The sequence below is a fragment of the Ruegeria sp. HKCCD6604 genome, from assembly GCF_013110635.1.
GTDB lineage: Bacteria > Pseudomonadota > Alphaproteobacteria > Rhodobacterales > Rhodobacteraceae > Ruegeria.
This window is the reverse complement of sequence record NZ_WVQW01000001.1, coordinates 209,190-226,148: the sequence shown is the minus strand read 5'-3', so window position 1 is coordinate 226,148 and position 16,959 is coordinate 209,190. Positions and strand designations below refer to the sequence as shown.

Annotated in this window: 15 protein-coding genes and 3 tRNA genes; 10 read left to right on the top strand and 8 right to left on the bottom strand. The window is 57.1% G+C overall.

Annotation, left to right across the window (positions count from 1 at the left end; translation table 11 throughout):
* The first annotated feature begins 7 nt into the window (after positions 1-7).
* The 3 genes from GS614_RS01090 to GS614_RS01080 all read left to right on the top strand — a co-directional run bounded on the left by GS614_RS01090 (position 8) and on the right by GS614_RS01080 (position 2,188).
* A complete protein-coding gene (locus tag GS614_RS01090) occupies positions 8-1,048 on the top strand; it encodes an enoyl-CoA hydratase/isomerase family protein (protein ID WP_171725307.1) in 1,041 nt (346 codons plus the stop codon).
* A gap of 3 nt (positions 1,049-1,051) precedes the next feature.
* Positions 1,052-1,924: a 3-hydroxyisobutyrate dehydrogenase gene (gene mmsB, locus GS614_RS01085; protein WP_171725306.1), complete on the top strand. Its 873-nt coding sequence runs from the start codon at positions 1,052-1,054 to the stop codon at positions 1,922-1,924.
* A gap of 69 nt (positions 1,925-1,993) precedes the next feature.
* Positions 1,994-2,188: a DUF2892 domain-containing protein gene (locus GS614_RS01080; protein ID WP_371809373.1), complete on the top strand. Its 195-nt coding sequence runs from the start codon at positions 1,994-1,996 to the stop codon at positions 2,186-2,188.
* 38 nt (positions 2,189-2,226) lie between these two features.
* Here the strand turns inward: GS614_RS01080 and uvrA are convergent, their stop codons facing one another.
* The 3 genes from uvrA to GS614_RS01065 all read right to left on the bottom strand — a co-directional run bounded on the left by uvrA (position 2,227) and on the right by GS614_RS01065 (position 5,460).
* Positions 2,227-5,085, bottom strand: coding sequence for an excinuclease ABC subunit UvrA (gene uvrA, locus GS614_RS01075; RefSeq protein WP_171725304.1), 2,859 nt, complete (start codon positions 5,083-5,085; stop codon positions 2,227-2,229).
* A gap of 177 nt (positions 5,086-5,262) precedes the next feature.
* Positions 5,263-5,339 (bottom strand) — tRNA-Asp (locus GS614_RS01070).
* 44 nt (positions 5,340-5,383) lie between these two features.
* Positions 5,384-5,460: transfer RNA gene (locus GS614_RS01065), tRNA-Asp, on the bottom strand.
* Positions 5,461-5,640: 180 nt separating this feature from the next.
* Here GS614_RS01065 and GS614_RS01060 point away from each other — a divergent pair.
* Together GS614_RS01060 and GS614_RS01055 are read left to right on the top strand one after the other, a co-directional pair.
* Positions 5,641-5,715, top strand: a tRNA-Val gene (locus GS614_RS01060).
* A 114-nt stretch (positions 5,716-5,829) separates the two neighbouring features.
* Positions 5,830-7,416 (top strand): APC family permease, encoded by a 1,587-nt coding sequence (locus GS614_RS01055; protein WP_171168328.1) that lies wholly within the window; start codon positions 5,830-5,832, stop codon positions 7,414-7,416.
* A 45-nt stretch (positions 7,417-7,461) separates the two neighbouring features.
* On the opposite strand, the gene lon is transcribed toward GS614_RS01055, so the two are convergent.
* The 4 genes from lon to GS614_RS01035 all read right to left on the bottom strand — a co-directional run bounded on the left by lon (position 7,462) and on the right by GS614_RS01035 (position 12,698).
* Entirely contained in the window at positions 7,462-9,870 is a 2,409-nt protein-coding gene (gene lon, locus GS614_RS01050; protein WP_171168329.1) for an endopeptidase La, read from the bottom strand.
* A gap of 223 nt (positions 9,871-10,093) precedes the next feature.
* On the bottom strand, positions 10,094-10,501 hold the full coding sequence (locus GS614_RS01045) for a DUF6636 domain-containing protein (protein WP_152457854.1): 408 nt from the start codon (positions 10,499-10,501) through the stop codon (positions 10,094-10,096).
* Positions 10,502-10,592: 91 nt separating this feature from the next.
* Entirely contained in the window at positions 10,593-11,723 is a 1,131-nt protein-coding gene (tgt, locus tag GS614_RS01040) for a tRNA guanosine(34) transglycosylase Tgt (RefSeq protein WP_171725303.1), read from the bottom strand.
* A gap of 63 nt (positions 11,724-11,786) precedes the next feature.
* Entirely contained in the window at positions 11,787-12,698 is a 912-nt protein-coding gene (locus tag GS614_RS01035; protein WP_171725302.1) for a nucleoside hydrolase, read from the bottom strand.
* A 175-nt stretch (positions 12,699-12,873) separates the two neighbouring features.
* Between GS614_RS01035 and GS614_RS01030 the strand changes: the two genes are divergently transcribed.
* The 3 genes from GS614_RS01030 (at position 12,874) to GS614_RS01020 (ending at position 14,499) form a co-directional block, all read left to right on the top strand.
* Positions 12,874-13,764, top strand: coding sequence for an SPFH domain-containing protein (locus GS614_RS01030; protein ID WP_152457851.1), 891 nt, complete (start codon positions 12,874-12,876; stop codon positions 13,762-13,764).
* Positions 13,764-14,042, top strand: a complete 279-nt coding sequence (locus GS614_RS01025) for an NfeD family protein (RefSeq protein ID WP_171116140.1) — start codon at positions 13,764-13,766, stop codon at positions 14,040-14,042. Before GS614_RS01030 ends, GS614_RS01025 begins: the two co-directional genes overlap by 1 nt.
* A gap of 94 nt (positions 14,043-14,136) precedes the next feature.
* Complete coding sequence (locus tag GS614_RS01020) at positions 14,137-14,499, top strand: SUF system Fe-S cluster assembly protein (protein ID WP_152457849.1); 363 nt, start codon at positions 14,137-14,139, stop codon at positions 14,497-14,499.
* 220 nt (positions 14,500-14,719) lie between these two features.
* Here GS614_RS01020 and GS614_RS01015 read toward each other — a convergent pair whose 3' ends face one another.
* Complete coding sequence (locus tag GS614_RS01015) at positions 14,720-14,989, bottom strand: hypothetical protein (RefSeq protein ID WP_171328554.1); 270 nt, start codon at positions 14,987-14,989, stop codon at positions 14,720-14,722.
* A 289-nt stretch (positions 14,990-15,278) separates the two neighbouring features.
* Here GS614_RS01015 and GS614_RS01010 point away from each other — a divergent pair, with 289 nt between their 5' ends.
* Positions 15,279-15,644, top strand: a complete 366-nt coding sequence (locus GS614_RS01010) for an iron-sulfur cluster assembly accessory protein (RefSeq protein WP_171362933.1) — start codon at positions 15,279-15,281, stop codon at positions 15,642-15,644.
* A gap of 148 nt (positions 15,645-15,792) precedes the next feature.
* The gene (gene tpiA / locus GS614_RS01005; protein ID WP_171362934.1) at positions 15,793-16,542 is read left to right on the top strand and encodes a triose-phosphate isomerase; all 750 of its coding nucleotides are present in this window, start codon (positions 15,793-15,795) and stop codon (positions 16,540-16,542) included.
* Positions 16,543-16,959 lie beyond the last annotated feature (417 nt).

The following is a 16,959-nucleotide window of genomic DNA, read 5'->3' as shown; positions in this document are numbered from 1 at the left end:
GGCCCCGATGTCAGATATTGAAATCCGCACCACAGGCCGTGCCGGTCGCATCACCCTGACCCGTCCTCATGCGCTGAACGCGCTGAGCTATGACATGTGCATGGCCATCGACACAGCGATGCGCAATTGGCGGGAAGACGATGCCGTTGACCTGATCGTTCTGGACGCCGAGGGGGAAAAAGCCTTTTGTGCGGGGGGTGACATCGCCGAACTTTATGAAACGGGCACCAAGGGCGATTATGCCTATGGTCAGAAGTTCTGGCGCGATGAATATCGTCTGAATGCCCTGATCTTCGAATATCCCAAACCGGTCATCAGTTTTCTTCAGGGGTTTACCATGGGCGGAGGTGTCGGAATCGGCTGCCATGGCAGCCACCGCGTCGTCGGAGAAAGCTCCATGATTGCAATGCCGGAATGCTCGATTGGCTTGGTTCCGGATGTCGGCGGGTCTTTGATGCTGGCCCTTGCACCGGGGCGACTGGGTGAATTCCTTGGGACCACGGGCTTCAGAATGGGGCCTGCGGACGCGATCTTTGCGGGGTTTGCCGACCATTTCATACCGCAATCGCAATGGTCTGATCTGATCGAAATGCTGGAAGCGTCTGGAAACGCGGAACTGGTGGCCGAACATGCCGAAACACCACCCAAGGGCGAATTGGCAGAGTTGCAAACCGAAATCGACAAGCATTTTTCCGGTGAAACTCTGGGCGATATCCTGATCAGCCTGCGCAATGACGGTCAGGAATTTGCAGACAAAACTCTGAAAAAAATAACGAAAAACGCGCCGCTTTCCGTGGCCTGCACGATCGAGATGCTGCACCGTCTGCGTGGCCCCTCGCTGACCATGCGGCGCGCCTTGGAGATGGAATACCGCTTTACCCACCGGGCGATGGAGCATGGTGACTTTCTGGAAGGCATCCGCGCGCAGATCATAGACAAAGACCGCAACCCGAACTGGCAGTTTCCCGATATGGACGTCCCCCTGGTGGCCGTCTCGAAAATGTTGCAGCCATTGGGTGCGGACACCCTGACATTCGAGGAGGACTGAGAGATGCAGATCGGGTTCATAGGGCTGGGAAACATGGGGGCACCCATGGCGGCCAATCTGGCAAAGGCCGGCCATCAGGTTCTCGGATTCGACACGGCAGGCGTTGCCGTTGACGGGGTGACGCAGGCCGGTACTGCGACCGAAGCCGTCGCCTCTGCCGATGCAGTCATTACCATGCTGCCGAATGGCGCCATCCTGCGGTCAGTTGCGGATCAGATCATTCCCGCCATGGCAAAGGGTGCCGTGCTGATCGATTGCTCGACAGTTGACGTGGACAGCGCACGCGCAGTCGCGGAACAGGCCAGCGGCGCTGGTCTGCTGTTCGTGGACGCTCCGGTTTCGGGGGGGGTCGGCGGCGCGGCAGGTGGCACCCTGACATTCATGGCCGGCGGGTCAGACGACGCCTTTGCAAAGGCTGCTCCTCTGTTCGACATCATGGGGCAGAAAGCGGTACACTGCGGCGAAGCCGGAGCCGGCCAGGCCGCCAAGATCTGCAACAACATGATCCTCGGCGTGACCATGATCGCCACGTGCGAGGCCTTTGCCCTGGCCGACAAACTGGGTCTGGACCGCCAAAAGATGTTCGATGTGGTCAGCACTTCATCCGGATACAGCTGGACGATGAACGCCTATTGCCCTGCCCCGGGCGTTGGCCCGCAAAGCCCAGCCGATAATGACTATACTCCTGGATTTGCAGCCGAGTTGATGCTGAAGGACCTGCGCCTCAGCCAACAGGCCGCATCCAGTGCGGATGCGGATACACCGATGGGACAGGCCGCGACTGCACTTTACGAGCAATTCGTCGAAAACGAGGACGGTCTGGGCCGCGATTTCAGCGCCATGCTGCCTCGGTTTGAAAAGCGTGGGCGAAGTTGATCCAAGTCATATTCCGCCCACGGAATGTTTGATACCCAAAGGGTGCAACCTTTTGGAAAGGATTCTTACGTGACGACCAAAAACATGGGTGGGCTCGACAAATCGCTTCGGATCGCATTAGGCGCCGCGCTTATTCTGGGCGCCCTATTGGGATACGGAACCTGGATGTGGATCGGCATCGTGCCGTTGGTCACCGGTCTGCTGAATTCATGCCCGATATACTCTGTGTTGGGCATCAGCACCTGCCCAACCAAGAAAAACTAGATTGAGCAGGCGGTGGAGTGAAGGCAGCCTGAAGCCGCCTACTCCGCCGCCACCCGATCCGGGTTGAGCATGGTTTTCAGATACCTACCGGTATGACTGCGTTCGACTTGAGCGATCTCTTCGGGCGCTCCGACGGCTACGATCTCTCCACCGCCGTCACCGCCTTCAGGCCCGATGTCGATGATATGGTCGGCGGTTTTCACCACGTCCAGATTGTGTTCGATCACCACGACGGTATTCCCCTGATCGACCAATTCATGCAGCACTTCCAACAGCTTGCGTACATCTTCGAAATGCAGACCCGTGGTCGGTTCGTCCAGAATATAGAGCGTCCGCCCGGTTGATCGTTTCGACAGTTCCTTGGACAGTTTCACGCGCTGCGCCTCACCACCCGACAGCGTGGTCGCCTGTTGACCCACCTTGATATAGCCAAGACCAACGCGGGCCAGCGCATCCATCTTGTCGCGGATCGATGGCACGGCCTTGAAGAATTCCTGCGCGTCTTCCACCGTCATATCAAGCACATCCGCAATGGATTTGCCCTTGAACTTGATCTCAAGCGTCTCGCGATTGTACCGCGCGCCCTTGCAGGTTTCGCAGGTGACATAGACGTCGGGAAGGAAGTGCATCTCGATCTTGATGACGCCGTCCCCCTGACAGGCCTCACAGCGGCCGCCCTTCACGTTGAAGCTGAAACGGCCCGGCTTGTATCCTCGCGCTTTCGCCTCGGGCAGCCCGGCGAACCAGTCTCGGATCGGAGTGAAGGCCCCGGTATAGGTTGCCGGATTCGACCGCGGAGTCCGCCCGATCGGGCGTTGATCGATATCGATGACCTTGTCCAGATGCTCCAAACCCTTGATTGTCTCACACGGCGCAGGCGTCTGCCGCGCGCCATTCAGGCGCATCGAGGCGGTCTTGAACAACGTCTCAATCGTCAGGGTCGACTTACCACCGCCAGATACACCCGTGACACAAACAAACTTGCCCAAAGGAAATTCGGCCGTCACGTCCTTGAGGTTGTTGCCCGAAGCCTTTACCACCGTCACCTTTTTCTTGTTCCCCTTGCGCCGCTCGGCGGGTACCGGAATCTCGCGTACACCTGACAGATACTGCCCCGTGATCGAGGCCGCATCCGCTGCGATCTGCTCGGGCGTGCCGTGGCTGACCACCTGCCCGCCGTGCACGCCCGCACCGGGGCCGATGTCGAACACATAATCGGCTTCGCGGATGGCTTCCTCGTCATGTTCGACGACGATCACGGTGTTGCCCTGATCCCGCAGATTCTTGAGCGTACCAAGCAACCGGTCATTGTCACGCTGGTGCAAGCCGATCGAGGGCTCGTCCAATACATAAAGCACCCCGGTCAGGCCCGATCCAATCTGGCTTGCCAGACGAATACGCTGACTTTCGCCGCCTGACAGGGTTCCACTTGAACGAGATAGCGTAAGGTATTCCAAACCAACATTATTCAGGAAACCCAGCCGCTCGCGGATTTCCTTCAGAATGGCCCGGGCGATCTCATTCTTCTGAGCGCTCAGATGGTTCGGAGCATCCTCGATCCAGGCAAGCGCTTCGCGGATGGACATTTGCACCACCTGACCGACATGCAGCCCCGCAATCTTCACGGCCAAGGCTTCGGCGCGCAGACGATACCCTTCGCAGGTGCCGCATGGGCGGTTGTTTTGGTACCGTTCGAATTCCTCGCGTATCCACGCGCTATCAGTTTCGCGATAACGCCGTTCCATATTTGGAATCACGCCTTCGAAGCTGCGTGTCACCTGGTACACCCGTCCGCCCTCGTCATAGCGGAACTGGATCTCCTCATCGCCCGAGCCCCGCAAGAACACCTGCTGCACTTTGCTGGGCAGGTCTTTCCAAGGCGTGTTCTTGTCAAACTCATAGTGACGGGCGATGGCCTCGATGGTCTGAAGGAAATACGGCGACTTGCCTTTCCTCCATGGTGCCAGGGCCCCGTCATACAGTTTCAGCGTCTGATCCGGCACCACGAGACGCTCGTCAAAGAACAGCTCGACCCCCAAGCCGTCACAATCCGGGCAGGCTCCGAATGGCGCATTGAACGAAAACAGGCGCGGTTCGATCTCGGGGATAGTGAAACCGCTGACCGGGCAGGCAAAGTTCTCGCTGAAGGTAATCCGTTCCGGCTCTCCTTCTCGTGGGGCGGTTTCCAGAATCGCGATTCCGTCCGCCAGATCCAGAGCGGTGCGCAGGCTATCGGCCAAACGCGTTTCCATGCCTTCACGAACAACCAGGCGGTCAACCACAACGTCTATATCGTGACGGAACTTCTTGTCCAATGTCGGGGGTTGATCCAGCTCATGGAACTCACCATCCACCTTCACGCGCTGGAACCCCTGCTTGCGCAGTTCCAGAAATTCCTTCCGGTACTCACCTTTGCGGTCGCGCACGATCGGAGCCAGCAGATAACCCCGCGTGCCCTCCTCCATCGCCATGATGCGGTCGACCATGTCCTGCACCTGTTGCGCCTCGATCGGCTGGCCGGTGGCCGGGCTGTACGGCGTACCTGCGCGCGCGAACAACAGACGCAGATAGTCATAGATCTCGGTTACGGTTCCCACAGTCGAACGCGGGTTCTTCGAGGTCGTTTTCTGTTCAATGGAGATCGCCGGAGACAGTCCACTGATATGGTCAACATCGGGCTTTTCCATCATGTCGAGAAACTGCCGCGCATAGGCGGACAGGCTTTCGACATAGCGGCGCTGACCTTCGGCATAAATCGTGTCGAACGCCAGCGACGACTTGCCCGAACCGGACAGCCCGGTGATCACCACCAACTGATCCCGAGGGATATCGACATCAATGCCCTTGAGGTTATGCTCGCGCGCGCCGCGCACCTCTATATTCTTCAGCTCAGCCATTTCCGGCCCCCAACAAACAAGTGGTTTAGAGATAGGCGAGCTTGCCCGAGTCTCCAACAGAAAAGTTAGAACATTTAGTGAACGCACAGGTTTTCGCCGACCAAATCAAACCATGGGCATGGAATCGTACAGCGCAATGCCTGGCTATCTGGCGGACCGACGGTTTTGAGAAGAAAATGGCGCGGTTGACGGGGCTCGAACCCGCGACCCCCGGCGTGACAGGCCGGTACTCTAACCAACTGAGCTACAACCGCGCATCTATTTCATGGCCTTTGTCCTGGACCAAGGTTGGCAGCGATGGCGCGGTTGACGGGGCTCGAACCCGCGACCCCCGGCGTGACAGGCCGGTACTCTAACCAACTGAGCTACAACCGCCCGCTGCATGTTCATTGCTGAACGTTTGGGTGTATTATGGCCACGGTCGGGCAGCGTCAAGCGGCGTTTTGCAGTTTTTTGTCAGAATCCAGTTTTTTGTTTGCCCGCTGTTTTTTGCCCTCGCGAATTGTTCAATTTCGCTTGCAGCGCACCCCCGGGGAAGATATGACCGCGTGTCATGGGTGATTAGCTCAGTGGTAGAGCGCTTCGTTCACATCGAAGATGTCAGGAGTTCAAATCTCTTATCACCCACCACCCCCTTTTCGGATTTTCGCTTGGAACCAGCGGGCTTGCCATGTCGCGCGTTCGGTGGCTATCGTGCCCTATTTGGCCTGACAACAGGCCACACACACAAAGGCTGAGGTCACCATGACGGGGTTAAAGCGCGACATTGGCCTTCTGGGACTGACCTTCATTTCAGTCGGAGGAATCATCGGCTCGGGCTGGTTATTCGGCCCCCTTCTGGCCGTTCAGCATGCAGGGCCTGCGGCCACGATCTCGTGGATAGTCGGCGCGGTTGCCATGTTCATATTGGCCATCACCTTCGCAGAGATTTCCGCCATGCTACCCATTCCCGGAGGGATCGCGCGCGTGCCTCAGTTTTCGCATGGCAACATCGTATCGATGGCCATGGGATGGACCGCCTGGATCGGCTACAACACCACAGCGCCAATCGAAGTCGAGGCCATGCTGAAGTACCTGGCGCCGTATGCGCCCTGGCTGCATACGGCCGAGACAGGTGATTTGACCGGGGCGGGTATTTTCGTTGCGCTGGTTTTCATGCTGCTGTTCGTCGCGGTGAATGCGCTTGGGGTCAAGTTCTTCACGCGCGTCAATGCTGCGCTGACCTGGGCCAAGATCGCCATACCAGTTGTCCTGTCCATTCTGCTTGTCGCAAGCCGGTTCAACATCGAGAACTTCACCCAACCGGATAGTTTTGCGCCCTACGGCGCGCAGGGTATCATGGCCGCCGTTTCCACCGGGGGCATTATTTTTTCATTCATCGGCTTTCGCCATGTGGTTGATATGGCTGGCGAAGTTCGAAATCCAAAATTTGCAATTCCGGCCGCATTGGTGTTGTCGATAGTTCTTTGCGCCTTCATCTACCTTGGCTTGCAAGTGGCCTTCATCGGTGCGCTGGACCCATCCATGCTGTCCAAAGGATGGGCACAGTTGAGCTTTGGGGGCGAAGGACCACTGGACGCCATCATCATGTCTGTTGGGCTGGTCTGGTTTCTGAGCCTGCTGAATATCGGATCCGTGATAGGCCCCTTTGGAAACGGGCTGGTCGCAACCGGGTCGAACGCCCGTATCGCCCTCGCCCTTTCAAAAAACGGTTTCCTGCCCAAACGGTTGCAGGTTTTGTCGTCATTCGGGGTTCCGCTGTGGGCGCTGGGGCTGAACTTTCTGATCGGAACGGTTTTCCTGCTGACAGTACCCTTTACCACCGTCATTGCCCTGAACGGTGCGGCCATCGTCTTGTCATTCGCCGTCGGGCCCATAGCCGTGGTATGCCTGAGAAACCTTATGCCAGATCATCCCAGATCGATCCGAATACCGGCCGTACGCCTTGTCGCACTGTCCGCTTTCGCCATCGCCACGCTGATCGTGTATTGGAGCGGATGGGACACGGTCTGGCGGCTTGGCATCGCGCTGATTGTCGGGAAAATTCTGTTGCTGATCCGGTTCCGGGGACGTTTGGATGAAATGGACGTTACCGAGGCCCTGTGGCTTGTGCCTTATTTCTCAGGCCTTGGGCTGATCTCATTCCTTGGGCAATTCGGAGCCGGTTCGTTGAAGCAGATCCCGTTTGGGTGGGACCTTCTGCTTTGCATCCTGTTTTCGTCGATCATTTTCGTTCTTGCCGTCCGCTCGGCGCTACCATCGAAAAAATTCAATAAATACATAGCCGAAGAAGAAATACTTGATCCAAAACAACCGGTCATTGGATTGTAAAAAAGGCAAGGCATTCGCCCCGCCTTTTTCATTCGCTCAATCTGCTTAGTGTGCCGTGGCCGATGGCCCCGTCGCCTCTGACGAGGCTGCTGCGGCTGCGGCGGCCTCCTCGGCGGCTTCGTCCCATTCAACCGGCTCCGGTGTACGAACGAGAGCATGCTCAAGAACCTCCGAGACGTGCTTGACCGGGATGATTTCCAGCCCTTCCTTCACATTGTCCGGGATATCCGCCAGGTCCTTTTCGTTTTCCTCTGGGATCAGGACCGTCTTGATACCACCGCGCAACGCAGCCAGCAGTTTCTCCTTCAAGCCGCCGATCGGCATTGCGTTCCCGCGCAACGAAACCTCGCCCGTCATAGCGATATCCTTGCGAACGGGAATGCCCGTCAGAACCGATACGATCGATGTCACCATCGCCAGACCCGCTGACGGACCATCCTTGGGCGTTGCGCCATCCGGCACGTGCACATGGATGTCGATCTTGTCGAACTGAGGCGGCTTCACTCCGATCTTGGGAGAAATCGACCGCACATATGACGACGCCGCATCGATGGATTCTTTCATCACATCGCCCAGCTTGCCTGTCGTCTTCATCCGACCTTTGCCGGGCAGCTTCAACGCCTCGATATGCAGCAGATCGCCCCCGACCGAGGTCCAGGCCAAACCGGTCACGACACCGACCTGATCGTCCTGCTCGGCCAGACCGTAACGGAACTTTGGCACGCCCAGGAATTCATCCAGGTTTTCTGGCGTGACCGTAACGGTTTCCGCCTCTTTCTTGATGATCTTGGTCAGCGCTTTCCGTGCCACCTTGGCGATTTCGCGCTCGAGGTTCCGCACACCGGCCTCGCGGGTGTAGGTGCGGATTATCTTTTGCAGCGCGTCATCGGTCAGCTCAAATTCCTTGGTTTTCAGACCATGGTTTTTGACCTGCTTGGCGATCAGGTGCTGTTTGGCGATCTCGCGCTTTTCATCCTCGGTATAGCCGGCCAGTGGGATGATCTCCATCCGGTCCAGCAACGGCCCGGGCATGTTATAGCTGTTGGACGTGGTCAGGAACATCACGTTGGACAGGTCATATTCGACCTCAAGATAGTGATCCATGAACGTGTTGTTCTGTTCCGGGTCCAACACCTCGAGCATCGCCGAGGCCGGGTCACCACGGAAGTCCTGCCCCATCTTGTCGATTTCATCGAGCAGGATGAGCGGGTTCGTGGTTTTCGCCTTTTTCAGCGCCTGAATGATCTTGCCGGGCATCGAACCGATATAGGTCCGGCGGTGGCCGCGGATCTCGGATTCGTCGCGCACCCCACCCAAGCTAATGCGAATGAACTCGCGCCCCGTGGCCTTGGCGACGGATTTACCCAAGCTGGTCTTGCCCACGCCCGGAGGGCCGACAAGGCACAGGATCGGGCCTTTCAGCTTTTTCGAACGCTGCTGAACGGCGAGATATTCGACGATCCGCTCCTTGACCTTTTCAAGGCCATAGTGATCGGCGTCCAGTATATCCTGCGCACGACCCAGATCCTTTTTGACGCGGGATTTGGTGCCCCACGGCAAAGACAGAATCCAGTCCAGATAATTGCGCACCACGGTTGCTTCGGCTGACATGGGCGACATGTTCTTGAGCTTCTTCAGCTCGCCTTCCGCCTTCTCGCGCGCTTCCTTCGACAGCTTGGTCTCGGCGATCTTGGCTTCCAGTTCGGCGATCTCGTTCGCGCCGTCCTCGCCATCGCCAAGCTCTTTCTGAATGGCCTTCATCTGCTCATTCAGATAATACTCGCGCTGGGTCTTCTCCATCTGGGATTTGACGCGGGTCTTTATCTTTTTCTCGACCTGCAGAACCGACATTTCGCCCTGCATCAGGCCATAGACTTTTTCAAGCCGCTCGCTGACGCTGAGTGTTTCCAGCAGGTCCTGCTTTTGTTCGACCTCGATGCCCAGATGGCCCGACACAAGGTCGGCCAGCTTTGCCGGCTCGGTGGTTTCACCCACGGCCGTCAGCGCTTCTTCGGGGATGTTCTTGCGCACCTTGGCATAGCGCTCGAACTCGTCCGCGACGGTGCGCAACAGAGCTTCGGTTGTGGTGACGTCACCCGGGATTTCGGTCAGATATTCCGCCCGCGCCTCGAAAAACTCTTCGTTTTCAAGAAACTCGGTGATCTGCACGCGCGCCTGCCCTTCGACAAGCACCTTGACGGTGCCGTCGGGCAGTTTCAGCAGCTGCAACACATTGGCCAGAACACCGGACTGGTAAATACCGTTCTCATCCGGGTCGTCGACGCTGGGGTCAATCTGGCTGGACAGCAGAATTTGTTTGTCATCCTGCATCACCTCTTCCAGCGCGCGGACCGATTTGTCTCGGCCCACGAAAAGCGGCACGATCATATGTGGGAACACCACGATATCGCGCAGCGGCAGGACGGGGTATGAGGAATTCAGAGGCTCTTGCATGCTCTATCCTTATCGTTGGCAAGATGGCGCTTGTCCCTCATCGAGGCAACATCCGGCCATCTCCTGTCTTGGACGATAAAGGTGGGGCCTCATCGCCCTTTTTCAACCTTATCGCCATGTATCGTGTCGCAGCATGAACCGAGGTTTTCGGGACTGCAAGATGTCCCGGGAACATATCCACCGAAATTAGTGTAGCATGCATATGCAATGCGCAATTTCGGGGTCAGAACACCTGCTGCACTGCCCGGGACAGAAAAAAACCGTGGCCATCCAGGTTGCGACATTCCAGACCTTTCGTGGAGGAGGTGCAGGTAAATCCTCCGAACCGACCGGTTACACCGTATTCCGCACGGTCAAATCCGTCCCGGCTCCGGTTCAGTGGCTGGCACAGCAATTCCACGGGACCGGTGTCGAACATCTGAAAATCATGCCCCCAGTCAGATTGACAGTTCGCGGGGCGCGGCAACGCCGGAGGGCCGTATCTTTCTATGATCGTACACCGAATGTCCGAGGTCTCGGCGCTTTCCCCCACCGAACACTGAATGTTTTCGGATGGGGTCTCAAAGGTCCAGACGTCAGCAACGGCAGGGGATGCGCAAAAAATGACTGCGCCGAGGAAAAAGCGGAACATCAAAAATTCTCCGGGTCACAAACAAAACAACTTTGAACAAAGTGGTTTCAGAATACCGGAAAACCCCGCAATTGTCACCTGAACGGACAGGTTACAGGGGTTCGATGTCGCCCTGTGCGCGTTGCGCGTGGAACGCGGCCTGCCACGCCTCGAATGAGCCTTCAGCGATCGCGTCCCGCATGCCCTGCATGATTTCCTGAAAGTAATGCAGGTTGTGCCAGGTCAGCAACATGCCCGAGATCATCTCGTTGGCGCGGAACACATGGTGCAGATAGGCACGTGAATAGTTCGAACAGGCCGGGCAAGTACAGTTTTCATCCAGCGGGCGCGGATCATCCGCATGACGCGCGTTCTTGATGTTCACCACGCCATGGCGCGTGAACACCTGACCGGTACGGCCCGAGCGCGAGGGCAGAACGCAATCCATCATATCGATCCCGCGCGCCACTGCTCCAACTATGTCATCCGGCTTGCCAACGCCCATCAGGTAACGCGGCTTGTCCATGGGCAGGAAATCAGGCGCGTAATCGAGACAGTCGAACATGGCCTCCTGCCCCTCGCCCACTGCCAGACCGCCAACGGCGTAACCTTCGAAACCAATCTTCTTCAACGCCTCGGCGCTTTCTTCCCGCAGATCCCGCTCCAGACCGCCCTGCATGATTCCGAACAGAGCATGCCCCGGACGATCCCCGAATGCGTCACGGGACCTCTCGGCCCAACGCATCGACAAACGCATAGACTCGGCGATCCGGTCGCGATTTGCAGGCAATGCAGGGCATTCGTCAAAGCACATCACGATGTCGGAACCCAGAAGGCGCTGAATTTCCATTGATCTTTCTGGCGTCAGCTCGTGCTTCGATCCATCAATATGGGATTTGAAGGTCACACCCTTTTCGGTCAGCTTGCGCAAACCGGCCAGCGACATGACCTGAAACCCCCCCGAGTCCGTCAGGATCGGCCGGTCCCAGTTCATGAACTTGTGCAACCCGCCCAGGCGATCAATCCGCTCGGCCGTGGGGCGCAGCATCAGGTGATAGGTGTTGCCCAGCAGGATGTCGGCCCCGGTGGCCCGGACGCTTTCCGGCATCATCGCCTTGACTGTCGCCGCGGTACCAACCGGCATGAAGGCAGGTGTCCGCACCTCGCCACGCGGAGTGCTTATAACACCGGTGCGCGCCTTGCCGTCTGTGGCCTTGAGCTTGAAAGAGAATTGCTGGGTCATGTCATCGCCTCGGATCGCCGAACCGGGCAGGATTTGCCCGATCCGATCGGTCTTTGCAACCCGTCAGGGCAAGGATGCAACGCGGTCAGTAAACAGACGCACGACACCCGCCCCATCCACATCACAACAAACATGAACTGCGGGACGATCCCGGTCAGGTTGCGTCGCACCTATCCGGTCGCCTTCCGTCACAACACGCAGCCCGGTTTCGACCATGTCGAACATGGCCCCGTGCGAACAGGCGATCACGGCGGTTGAATCATGCAGGCCGCACCCTTCCAATCCGCCGATTTCTTTATAGAATTTCAGGTAAAATCGAGAGATATCACGCAGAAAAGATCCCATGCCGGGCGATTTTTGAGCCAGCGCGTCGAAGTCCGCGGTCTCGTAAAGTGTTTTCAGGGTAACGTCCAAACCAACCAGCATGGTCTCGGGCGGTGCGGAAAAGACCGCATCCGCGGCAACCGCATCGTGATAGACGTTGGCTTCTGCATGGTCGGTGACGTTGCCCTTGCAGTAGACGGCACCGCCCATGATCACCAACCGGCCGAGATTGCCGGCAAATTCCGGGTCCAATCGCATGGCGTTGGCAATGTTGGTCAGCGGTCCGACCGCACATACCACCAACTCGTTTTTGTGCATCCGGGCCATCTCGGCCAGAAACTCTGCGGCGGGAAGATCATGGTTCCGTCCGATCTCGGGAATCTCGGTCAGATCGCCAAACCCTTCGGGACCATGGACATGGTCCGATGGGACGTGCATGTCAGCCCCCAGAGGGAAAGGCGCGCCTTCCGCCACCGGAAGGTCCAGGCCCAGCTTGTCCAACAGGAAACGGGCATTGCGGCTGGACTGATGAACATACGTATTGCCGAACACCGTGGTCAGGCCGATCAGGTCAAATTCAGGCGCAGCGGCGGCATAGGCAATCGCCATGGCATCGTCGATGCCGGGGTCTGTATCGATTATCAATTTCATCCCCGCCCGATACCGCAAACAAGCCGGGATGCAAAGCAGTCACAGCAGTTCGGCTCAATGCTGAATTCCCGTAGTGAGGCGTTTGCATCCGCCAGCTTTCCCTCCATACCAGAGTTGAAATCGAGCGACTCGATCCCCATATGTATACCATAGTACACAATAAAAAGAGGACAGAATGACCGAAGATCAGATCATCGGACTGCTTTCATCAAACATCATTTACCTGCTGGCCGCCGTGCTGGTGGTTATCATTATTTTCAAGGGCATCAAGATCGTTCCGCAATCCGAAAAATACGTGGTTGAACGGTTTGGAAGACTGCATTCGGTGCTTGGCCCCGGCATCAATTTCATTGTTCCGTTACTGGACGTTGCCCGCCACAAAATCTCGATCCTTGAACGCCAGTTGCCGAACGCGACACAGGACGCGATCACCAAGGACAACGTGCTGGTGCAAATCGACACCTCTGTCTTCTACCGCATTCTCGAACCGGAAAAGACGGTCTATCGTATCCGCGACGTTGACGGAGCGATTGCCACCACGGTTGCCGGTATCGTTCGTGCCGAGATCGGCAAGATGGATCTGGACGAAGTGCAGTCGAACCGTGCACAGTTGATCACACGCATTCAGGAAAGCGTTGAAACCGCAGTGGATGATTGGGGAATCGAAGTAACCCGGGCCGAGATTCTGGATGTGAATCTGGATCAGGCCACCCGCGATGCCATGCTGCAACAGCTGAACGCTGAACGCGCCCGCCGTGCGCAGGTGACCGAAGCCGAAGGCCAAAAACGCGCCGTCGAGCTGCACGCCGATGCCGAGCTGTACGCAGCGGAGCAAACCGCCAAGGCGCGACGCATTCAGGCCGAGGCCGAGGCCTACGCTACAGGCGTCGTCGCCAAGGCCATTCAGGACAATGGCATCGAGGCTGCGCAGTATCAGGTTGCGCTGAAACAGGTTGAAGCCCTTAATGCACTGGGCAACGGTTCCGGCAAGCAGACCATAGTTGTGCCTGCCAATGCGCTCGAAGCCTTTGGTGACGCGTTCAAGATGCTCAAAGGAGGTAGATGATGGCTGATCCCTTTTGGCTGACCTGGTGGATCTGGCTGGCCGCCGCGCTGGCTCTGGGGATCCTGGAAATCGTTCTGCCCGGATTCATCTTTCTGGGCTTTGCAATCGGGGCCGCGATCACCGGTCTCATCCTCGCCATCCCCGGTCTGACATTGTCATTGCATGTGATTGCGCTGATCTTCGCAGTTCTTTCGTTGATCGCATGGCTTGTCCTGCGCCGGCTTTTTGCCTTGCCGCATGGTCAGGTCAAAACCTTCACGCATGACATCAATGACTAAGACACAGTGACGCTCACCCGAGCGTCACGCCCCTACTGGACGCTGTTGCAGGTATTCCCTATATAATCACTCAGGCAACTGACCCGAGGCAAAGATGACCCACCCGAGCGAACAGTTTGAAGGCACCCCGCTGATTGCGCCGTCAACGATTGAACACCCGCTGTACGAGGCTGTCGTCGAAGCGTGCCGCACGGTTTACGACCCGGAAATTCCGGTCAACATCTATGACCTGGGCCTGATTTATACGATCGACATTTCGCCGGACAACGCCGTGAAGGTCATCATGACCCTGACGGCACCCGGATGTCCGGTCGCGGGCGACATGCCCGGCTGGATTGTCGAGGCCATAGAGCCTGTTGCGGGCGTCAAGGAAGTCGATGTCGAACTGACCTGGGAACCGCCCTGGGGCATGGAGATGATGTCAGATGAGGCGCGCCTGGAATTGGGCTTTATGTAGCCATCAGGCACTTGCCCCCAGCCGACTGTCACGAAAGCTTGGCATTTTCGTCACCCTATCGTGCAGCCCCTGTCACACTCCTGACGGATAACATCTGAAGGTGGCATTCGCGTATGCGGTGCCGTCGGCTGGGTATGCCATGACCGCCCCCCGCTTCCCAGCTCAAGAATATGGGCCGTTCTTGCCCGAGAACGGTCCTTTTTTGTTCCGACCACGGCGATCAATTCAGATTGCAGGTTTCCTTGATCTCTGCCGCTCTGGCGTCCAGTTGCTTGACGTAGTCACCTGACAGCATTTGCAGTCTTTTTTGCTCGGTTCCCGTGACCAGCCCCAACAGAGCCCCGGCAGGTGTTATGGCAGCAATGCTTTCCAGTTGTTTGTCTTCCGCATGTTTCTTTTCCGATGCAATTGCGCGCAGATCCCCTTCCGCCGTTGCACAATTCACCGGGTGCCGTTCCGATCCCGTGGCCGCCCAAGCTTCGTCGGACATCGCACACACGCTTACGGAAAAAAGTGCGGCCGCAAGTAAAGCTACTTTAACTTTCGACTCTAAATAATTCATATTTTTACCACTTCATGTCATGCCATCTATTCGGGCAGGGTTCCAAAACTTCATAAGACCGATGCTAACCCCGCCTCACGTATCAAAGCAAGTTTGCGGAGCGGCGACGCAGAAACACTAAGCTTTCCAGCGAATTCAATTTCTTTACACGACATTGCCTTGAGCAAAAGAGCCTTGGCCCCTAGATTGGGTGTAACGCGCGACAACGGAGACTTACATGTTCGGCATCCCCGGCAAACAGGCTGTGACCATGACGCCCAAAGCCGCAGAGCAGATTACCCGCCTGATGAATTCGGGCGGTCACGCTGGTTTGCGCATCGGCGTCAAAAAAGGCGGCTGTGCAGGCATGGAATACACCATGGAATACGTCGATCAGGCAGATCCCCATGACGAAGTCGTCGAACAGGATGGCGCGCGCATCATGATTGCGCCAATGGCCCAGATGTTTCTGTTTGGAACCGAAATCGATTACGAAGTGTCGTTGTTGGAATCCGGATTCAAATTCAAGAACCCGAACGTCGTCGACGCCTGCGGCTGCGGTGAGTCGATCAAATTTGACGAAAGCATCGGCCAACAAGGCTAAGCCCGCCTCATCACTTTTGATTTGAACGTCGCATGCGGACCGATCTTCGATGTTTCCGTCCGGCATCAGCATGCGAGCAGAATTGTAAGATGATGCCGACAATGCTATCCGCATGCTAAAATCATCGGATGATCAGGGAGATACCGAAATGCGGCAGAAGCTGGCGGCTGGAAACTGGAAAATGAATGGGACCGGCGCTGAGCTGACCGAGTTGAAGGCGCTGTCTCAGATCCACCCGGCGGCATCGGTGGATATCTTGATTTTCCCACCGGCAACATTGCTCAGCCGCGCATCAATTGCCGTTCAGGGCACCGCCATCTCTGTCGGTGGTCAGAACTGTCATGCCGCAAAATCAGGCGCACACACCGGAGATATCAGTGCGGATATGCTGGTGGATGCCGGTGCAACATCGGTCATCCTGGGCCATTCCGAACGCCGCGTGGACCACGGTGAACATGATGAAGATGTGCGGGCCAAGGCGCGCGCAGCGATGGATGCAGGTCTGAAGGCGATCATTTGCGTGGGTGAAAGCCTTGAGCAGCGCGAAGCTGCCAATACGCTCGACATCATCGGCGGCCAGATGTCCGGGTCGATCCCGGATCAGTCAACCGGCGAGAACCTGATCGTCGCATATGAACCGATCTGGGCAATTGGCACCGGCAAAGTTCCCACCCTGGAAGAAATCGGGGAAGTTCACGACTTCATGCGCGCCCGGCTGGAGCGCCGCTTTGGCGAAGGCGTGGGCCGTTCCGTCCGCCTGCTTTATGGCGGTTCGGTAAAACCCGACAATGCGGCGGATATATTTTCAGTTTCCAACGTCGATGGCGCACTTGTGGGCGGGGCCAGCCTGAAAGCGTCTGATTTCTCAGGAATCATTCAAGCGCTGGAAGGCGCCTAATTTCAGACTTCGTCCCGCAGTTTCTTCGGCCCAAGGATCGGTTATTCAATAGATCGTCGCTTCAACGCGTTGCGGTCAGGGTTGTTCACTACAACAGGCCCGTCCCCTTTTATCGTACAAAAATCCTGCCTTGCGCACGAAACTCCGTGAGTTGACGAAGATACGCGGGATTCCGATCTGAGCGATGGGAAGCGAACAAAATTAAACTGGGTAATGGCGCGATATGTTTTCTGACACCCCGCCTTACGCAGGGCTTCCGTCTCTTCCAGCACGGTCGGGTTGCCGCCCTGTACAGGCTGATTGCGACCTTGTGAGACAACTCCGCAATCCCGCGCCAGAACCTATGCGATGCGACATCCGCCGCCATCAAATCCGGCGTTCGCCTTTTTAGAAGCCACACAAAATGCGTTTGTCAGA

Excerpts from the sequence above, each read along its gene's own strand:
- GS614_RS01090 (WP_171725307.1), top strand. The coding sequence starts at position 8 with ATGTCAGATATTGAAATCCGCACCACAGGCCGTGCCGGTCGCATCACC.
- mmsB (WP_171725306.1), top strand. The coding sequence starts at position 1,052 with ATGCAGATCGGGTTCATAGGGCTGGGAAACATGGGGGCACCCATGGCG.
- uvrA (WP_171725304.1), bottom strand. The coding sequence starts at position 5,085 with ATGGCTGAGCTGAAGAATATAGAGGTGCGCGGCGCGCGCGAGCATAAC.
- GS614_RS01055 (WP_171168328.1), top strand. The coding sequence starts at position 5,830 with ATGACGGGGTTAAAGCGCGACATTGGCCTTCTGGGACTGACCTTCATT.
- lon (WP_171168329.1), bottom strand. The coding sequence starts at position 9,870 with ATGCAAGAGCCTCTGAATTCCTCATACCCCGTCCTGCCGCTGCGCGAT.
- GS614_RS01045 (WP_152457854.1), bottom strand. The coding sequence starts at position 10,501 with ATGTTCCGCTTTTTCCTCGGCGCAGTCATTTTTTGCGCATCCCCTGCC.
- tgt (WP_171725303.1), bottom strand. The coding sequence starts at position 11,723 with ATGACCCAGCAATTCTCTTTCAAGCTCAAGGCCACAGACGGCAAGGCG.
- GS614_RS01035 (WP_171725302.1), bottom strand. The coding sequence starts at position 12,698 with ATGAAATTGATAATCGATACAGACCCCGGCATCGACGATGCCATGGCG.
- GS614_RS01030 (WP_152457851.1), top strand. The coding sequence starts at position 12,874 with ATGACCGAAGATCAGATCATCGGACTGCTTTCATCAAACATCATTTAC.
- GS614_RS01025 (WP_171116140.1), top strand. The coding sequence starts at position 13,764 with ATGGCTGATCCCTTTTGGCTGACCTGGTGGATCTGGCTGGCCGCCGCG.
- GS614_RS01020 (WP_152457849.1), top strand. The coding sequence starts at position 14,137 with ATGACCCACCCGAGCGAACAGTTTGAAGGCACCCCGCTGATTGCGCCG.
- GS614_RS01015 (WP_171328554.1), bottom strand. The coding sequence starts at position 14,989 with ATGTCCGACGAAGCTTGGGCGGCCACGGGATCGGAACGGCACCCGGTG.
- GS614_RS01010 (WP_171362933.1), top strand. The coding sequence starts at position 15,279 with ATGTTCGGCATCCCCGGCAAACAGGCTGTGACCATGACGCCCAAAGCC.
- tpiA (WP_171362934.1), top strand. The coding sequence starts at position 15,793 with ATGCGGCAGAAGCTGGCGGCTGGAAACTGGAAAATGAATGGGACCGGC.